Below are 7,295 nucleotides of genomic sequence, written 5' to 3' on the forward strand. Positions count from 1 at the left end.
GGATAGAAACTTAGGGAGGATTTTATGATTTTAAATGTCATTTTGGCAATTTTAGTATTAAGCTTAATTATTATTATTCATGAATTTGGCCATTTTATTATAGCTAAGGCAAATGGAGTACATGTACTTGAATTTGCTGTTGGTATGGGTCCTAAGATTTTATCTTTTAATATTGGTGAGACTAAATATAGTTTTAGTCTCCTTCTTTTTGGCGGTTACTGCATGATGCTTGGAGATGAATATGTTGATATGCTTGTTTCTGATTCAATTGATGCTGACAGTGATGATGATGATTATGAAGATAAAAAGGAAGCACTTAAGGCAGAATTTACTAAAAAATATGATGAATCAAGATCTTATGATAACAAGCAGGTTTGGGCAAGAATAGCTATCACTCTTGCAGGTCCTGTTTTTAATTTCTTCCTTGCCTTTGTATGTGCAGTAATAATAATTGGTAATATAGGCTTTGATCCTGCAGTAATTGATAATGTAGCAGATAATTCTGTTGCAAGTGCTGCAGGTTTAGTTGCTGGAGACAAAATAGTTAAGATTGATAATAAAAATATTCATTTTGCTAGGGAATATAGCTTTTTTGAAAGTTATCATGGGGATAAAAGCTATGTACTTACTTATAAAAGAGATGGCAAAGAATATAAGACAACAATTAATCCAGAATATGTTGAAAATAGTAAATATGTCCTAGGTATTGTAATTACACAAAATTGTGGCGTTAATGATGTATCTAAGGATTCTGCTGCAAGTGCTGCAGGTTTTTTAAAAGGGGATGTAATTGAAAAAGTAAATGATAAAAATGTTACATCTAATACGGAAATCACTGATTTAATAACGGCATCACAAGGTCAGGAAATGACTTTTGTAGTTATTAGAGATGGCAAAGAAATTACATTAACTGCCACACCAAATTTAGTTACAAGTAAGGGTTATACAACAGGAATAAGTGTATATGGTCAAAGAGTAAAGGTAAGCCCATTAGCTTCAATTAAGTATTCCTTTATGGAAGTGGGATATGATATTGGAACAGTTCTTGATAGTTTAGGTATGCTTTTTACTGGAAAATTATCAGTAAATAATTTATCAGGACCTGTAGGAACAGTAAGCGCAATGAGTGAAATTGTTGAGGAAAGCAAAGCAGATGGAGCTTTTTATGTATTTTTAAATCTAGTAAATTTATGTGGCCTTATTTCTGCAAACCTAGGAGTTATGAATTTACTTCCTATTCCTGGACTTGATGGTGGTAAATTAATTCTTTTATTAATTGAAGCCGTTAGAGGTAAGCCAATAGATAAGAAATATACAGGGGTTGTAACAATTATTGGAGTTGTCTTCCTTGTGGCTTTAATGGCTTATGTATTATTCCATGATATTTATTCACTATTCTAGTAGATTGGAGAAAGTTATGTATAGAGACGAAACTAAGGAAATAAGAATTGGTAATAAGGTTATTGGTGGAGGTAATAAGATTTTAATCCAGTCAATGACTAATACACATACAGAGGATGTGGCTGCAACAGTAGCACAGATAAAGGAACTTGAAAAAGCGGGATGTGACATTATAAGATGTACAGTTCCAACACATGAAGCTGCTCTAGCCTTTAAAGAAATAAAAAAGCAAATTAATATTCCATTAGTAGCTGATATTCATTTTGATTATAGATTAGCTATTGAGGCAATTGAAAATGGAGCAGACAAAATTAGAATTAATCCTGGAAATATAGGCTCTACAGATAGAATTAAAGCAGTTGTAGATGCTTGTAAGGAAAGAAATATTCCAATTAGAGTTGGTGTAAATTCAGGCTCCCTAGAAAAGCAATTTATAGAAAAATATAATGGTGTTACAGCTGAGGGTATTGTTGAGTCAGCACTTGATAAGGTAAAGATAATTGAAGATTTAGGCTATGATAATTTAGTAGTAAGTATTAAGTCTTCGGATGTTTTAATGAGCGTTAAGACTCATGAATTAATATCTAAGCAGTGTAAATATCCATTACATGTAGGTATTACAGAAGCAGGTACAGCCTTTTCTGGAACAATAAAGTCATCAATTGGTTTAGGTCTTATTCTTAATCAGGGAATTGGTGATACAATAAGAGTTTCATTAACAGATAATCCTGTAAAGGAAGTATTAACAGCAAAGCAAATTTTAAGAACATTAGGCCTTAGAAAAGGTGGAATAGAAGTTGTTTCATGTCCTACATGTGGCAGAACACAGATAGATTTAATTGGCCTTGCAACAAAGGTTGAGGATTTAGTAAAGGATTATGACCTAGATTTAAAATTAGCTGTAATGGGATGTGTTGTAAATGGTCCTGGAGAAGCTAAGGAAGCAGATTTGGGAATTGCTGGCGGTAAAGGCGTTGGCGTATTAATTAAACACGGAGAAATTGTAAAAAAAGTTCCTGAAGATCAGTTATTTAACTGCTTAAAGGAAGAATTAGATAATTGGGAGAATTAAGATGTATAAGTTTTTTGATGTTTTTATGACTTTGAAATTACCTGACAATTTAAGAACATATTTTGAAGATGTTGAGATTATAAAGGTTACTAAAACATCAACAAACTCTTTAGCAAGAATCTATATTAAATCCACTAGAATTATAGATAAAGAGATTATTTATAAGGTGGAAGATGCTTTAAAAAGACAGATTTTTAGAATCCAGAATATGAATGTTAGGGTAATTGAAAGATACAAATTGTCAAGCCAATATAATCCAGTAAATATTATGGATATGTATTATCCAAGTATACTTTTTGAGCTTGAAAAATATTGGACACTTGAATTTAACATTCTTAAAAATTCCACATGGGAATTTTTATCGAGGGATTGCTTAAAGCTATATATAGAAGATAGCTTCCTTGCAAGAGCACATGGAGAAGATCTAGTATCTTATTTTAAACAGATTTTTCTTAATCGATTTGGATTTGAAATTGATGTGGAATACGAATATGTGGAATCAAAGTCTTCATTTGAAGAGGAGAAGGCATATAAAGTAAGACGAAGAGTTGAAGAAATCCAAAATAACATTAAGGAAGTAGATGAAGAAGTTAAGGCACAGCGCAAGATAAAAGAAGAAAAGGAAGCAAAACAAAAAGCCTACCTTGAAAAAATGAATGCAAGGGAAAGAGGCGGAAGTAGAAATACTCTTAATTATGCAAAACGTAAGCCAAATGATGATGTTTTATGGGGTAGAGACTTTTTTGAAGAGCCAATATCTATACAAACAATTGATTCAGCTATAGGTGAATGTGTAATTTCAGGAATGGTTAGAAGTGTAGAGACAAAGGAAATTCGAAATGAAAGAACTATTGTAAGCTACGCAGTTACTGATTTTACGGATTCAATCATAGTTAAGATGTTTACTAAAAATGAGTATTTAGAAGAAATATTAGATATAGTAAAGCCAAAGAGCTTTATAAAAATAAAAGGTATAGCTCAGTTAGATAAATATGATGGTGAAATAACAATTTCTAATGTAAGTGGAATTAGAAGAGCTAACGATACAAGAGTTGTAAGACAGGATAATGCTCTACATAAAAGAGTGGAATTACATTGCCATACAAAGATGAGTGACATGGATGGCGTTTCCTATGTTGGAGACATTATTAAACAGGCTTATAAATGGGGCCACAGAGCCATAGCTATTACAGATCATGGCGTAGCTCAGGCCTTTCCAGATGCTAATCATACAATTGAAAGCTTAGAAGGAGCAGCCAAAAAGAAGGGCGAGGACTTTGACTTTAAGGTAATTTATGGTGTTGAGGCTTATTTAGTTGATGATACAGTAAAGGTTGTAACAAATGCTAAAAATCAGTCTTTAAAAGACAGCTATGTGGTTTTTGATATTGAAACTACTGGTTTTTCAGCTATTGAAGATAAGATTATAGAAATTGGTGCAGTAAAGGTGTGCAATGGTGAGATAGTTGATAAATTTTCAACTTTTGTAAATCCGCAAATACCAATACCATTTAGAATAGAGAATTTAACTCATATTAGTGATCAAATGGTTATGAATGCGCCATTAATAGAAGAAGCCCTACCTCAATTTATAGACTTTTGTAAGGATTCTTGTGTAGTGGCACATAATGCTATGTTTGATACAAGTTTTATTTCAAGAAAAGCAGCGCTTTTAGGAATAGAGCTAGATTTTACAATAATAGATACAGTGCCATTAGCACAATTTTTAATGCCAAATCTTCACAATTATAAGTTAGATACATTAACTAAGCATTTAGGCGTAATATTAGATAGCCACCATAGAGCGGTTGATGATGCCAAGGCAACAGCAGATATTTTTGTGAAATTTATAAAAATGCTTGAGGAAAGAGATATTTTTACTCTAAAGGATTTAAATGAAAAAGCTAAAATGACAGATGATATAATAAGAAAATTACATCAATATCACTGTATAATACTAGCTTCTAACGAAATGGGAAGAATAAATTTATATAGACTTATATCAGCATCCCATTTGCAATATTTTAGTAGATTTCCTAAGATGCCAAAAAGTTTAGTAAATAAGTATAGGGAAGGCTTAATTATAGGATCAGCTTGTGAAGCAGGGGAATTATTTAGAGCTTTAGTAAATGGTAGATCAGATGAAGAAATAGCAAGAATAGTAAGTTTTTATGACTATCTTGAGATTCAGCCAATTGGAAATAATGCCTTTATGATAGAAAAAGAAGACTATTACGTAAAGGATGAGGAAGATTTAAGAGATTTAAATCGAAAAATAGTAGAACTTGGCGATAAATTTGGAAAACCCGTACTTGCAACCTGTGATGTGCACTTTTTAAATCCAGAAGATGAGGTTTATAGACGAATTCTTATGGCAGGAAAGGGCTTTGATGATGCAGATAATCAGGCACCACTATATTTACATACAACAGAAGAGATGTTGCATGAATTTGATTATTTAGGCGAAGAGAAGGCCTTTGAAGTTGTTGTTACAAATACTAATAAAATTGCAGATATGTGTGAAGTGATTTCGCCAGTTAGACCAGATAAGAGACCACCGGTAATTGAAAATTCAGATGAAATGCTAAGAAAAATATGTTATGACAGAGCACATGAATTATATGGCCCAAATCTTCCAGAAATAGTTTCAGAAAGATTAGAGCGAGAATTAAATTCTATTATTTCTAATGGATATTCTGTTATGTATATAATTGCTCAGAAGTTAGTATGGAAATCTAATGATGATGGATATTTGGTAGGTTCAAGAGGATCTGTAGGATCATCTTTTGCTGCCACAATGGCTGGTATTACTGAAGTAAATCCATTAAGTCCACATTATTTGTGCCCAGAATGCTATTATGTAGATTTTGATTCAGAGGAAGTTAAAGCTTTTGCAGGTGGCGCAGGATGTGATATGCCAGATAAGTTATGTCCTAAATGTGGTCATAAATTGGATAAATTAGGCTTTGATATACCATTTGAAACTTTCCTTGGATTTAAGGGAAATAAAGAGCCGGATATCGATCTTAATTTCTCTAATGAGTATCAGTCAAAGGCCCATGCCTTCACTGAGGTTATTTTTGGAAAGGGACAGACATTTAAGGCTGGAACAGTAGGTACAGTAGCTGATAAGACAGCTTACGGATATGTATTAAAGTATTTTGAAGAAAAAAACGAAAAAAGAGCACAAAAAGGTGAAACACCAATAGTAAAAAGAAGATGCGAAATTGAAAGAATAGCTAATGGATGTATAGATGTAAAAAGAACAACAGGACAGCACCCTGGTGGAATTGTAGTACTTCCTCTTGGAGATGAAATCCATTCATTTACACCAGTACAGCATCCAGCTAATGATATGACAAGTAATATTATTACAACACACTTTGATTACCACAGTATTGATCATAACTTGTTAAAACTTGATATATTAGGACATCTAGATCCTACAATGATACGTATGTTACAGGATTTAACAGGAATGGATCCATTAACAATACCGCTAGATTCTAAAGAAGTAATGTCATTGTTTAAAGATACAAGCGCACTAAAAATAAAACCAGAAGATATAGGCGGATGTAAACTAGGAGCACTTGGAATACCAGAATTTGGTACAGATTTTGCTATGCAGATGCTTATAGATACACAGCCTACTAAATTTTCTGATTTAGTAAGAATAGCAGGTTTATCACATGGTACAGATGTATGGCTTGGAAATGCTCAGGTTTTATTAAAAGAGGGGAAAGCCACTATCGGTACAGCTATTTGTACAAGAGATGATATTATGACTTATCTAATTCAGATGGGAATAGAATCTGAAACAGCTTTTAAGATAATGGAAGCAGTAAGAAAGGGTAAGGTAGCCAAGGGTAAAGAAGCAAAATGGGAAGAATGGAAACAATTATTATTAGATCATGGCGTACCAGATTGGTATATTTGGTCATGTGAAAAAATTCAATATATGTTCCCTAAAGCTCATGCTGCAGCATATGTAATGATGGCTTGGCGAGTAGCTTATTGTAAAGTATTTTTCCCATTAGAGTTTTATACAGCCTATTTTTCAATAAGAGCTAAGGCTTTTGATTATGAAAAAATGGCAATGGGACGTGATAGACTAGAATATTACATAAATGACTATAAACAAAAAAAGGCAGAAGGCACAATTTCTAATGTTGAGGATGATGAATTACATGACATGAGAATAGTGCAAGAAATGTATGCTAGAGGTTTCGAATTTATGCCAATAGATATATATAAAGCTAAGGCAAGGTCTTTTCAGATAATTGATGGAAAAATAATGCCATCCTTTAAGGTAGTATCAAAAATAGGTGAATCTGCAGGTGAATCCATAGAGATTGCGGCTAGATACGGAAAATTCTTATCAAAGGATGATTTAAGAACAAGAGCTAAGATAGGTCAGACAGTAATAGATAAATTAACCGACTTAGGTTTACTAGAGGGAATGGCAACAAGCAATCAGTTATCATTATTTGATTTATAAATACACCTAGTATCTAGTCTATAAATAGCTAGTGGATATGTAGAAATAATACCTAGTATCTAGTCTATAAATAGCTAATGGATGTGTAGAAATAATAATAAGTCCTTGGGTTAAATAATTGGATTAACCTAAGGACTTTATTTATTGTATGGAAACTGACATAACAAAGAAATAAATGTGACTTAAATAAAGTGAAATATAATATATAGTAAAAAAATTGCAGAAAAAATGAGAAAAAGGTGTTGACATAATAAAAGAGAGGTGATATTATATACAAGTCGCTGCGATACAGCAGCAACACAAAAACAAAACAAAGCCAGTAAA

3 protein-coding genes are annotated in these 7,295 nt (G+C 32.5%); all 3 read left to right on the top strand.

Annotated elements, in window-relative coordinates; genetic code table 11:
- Window positions 1-24: 24 nt before the first annotated feature.
- The 3 genes from rseP to T537_RS0106150 are packed head-to-tail and all read left to right on the top strand — an operon-like array spanning window position 25 to window position 6,971.
- Window positions 25-1,401: an RIP metalloprotease RseP gene (gene rseP, locus T537_RS0106140; protein WP_027437891.1), complete on the top strand. Its 1,377-nt coding sequence runs from the start codon at window positions 25-27 to the stop codon at window positions 1,399-1,401.
- The gene (gene ispG / locus T537_RS0106145) at window positions 1,379-2,473 is read left to right on the top strand and encodes a flavodoxin-dependent (E)-4-hydroxy-3-methylbut-2-enyl-diphosphate synthase (protein ID WP_278244466.1); all 1,095 of its coding nucleotides are present in this window, start codon (window positions 1,379-1,381) and stop codon (window positions 2,471-2,473) included. Before rseP ends, ispG begins: the two co-directional genes overlap by 23 nt.
- A 1-nt stretch (window position 2,474) precedes the next feature.
- The gene (locus T537_RS0106150) at window positions 2,475-6,971 is read left to right on the top strand and encodes a PolC-type DNA polymerase III (protein ID WP_031556716.1); all 4,497 of its coding nucleotides are present in this window, start codon (window positions 2,475-2,477) and stop codon (window positions 6,969-6,971) included.
- The last annotated feature ends 324 nt before the right edge of the window (window positions 6,972-7,295 follow it).

It is taken from the genome of Lachnospira multipara LB2003 (assembly GCF_000702205.1).
GTDB classification, from domain to species: domain Bacteria; phylum Bacillota; class Clostridia; order Lachnospirales; family Lachnospiraceae; genus Lachnospira; species Lachnospira multipara_A.

Bases quoted from the DNA above. Each gene is read 5' to 3' on its own strand.
- ispG (WP_278244466.1), top strand. From the start codon at position 1,379: ATGATATTTATTCACTATTCTAGTAGATTGGAGAAAGTTATGTATAGA.
- rseP (WP_027437891.1), top strand. From the start codon at position 25: ATGATTTTAAATGTCATTTTGGCAATTTTAGTATTAAGCTTAATTATT.
- T537_RS0106150 (WP_031556716.1), top strand. From the start codon at position 2,475: ATGTATAAGTTTTTTGATGTTTTTATGACTTTGAAATTACCTGACAAT.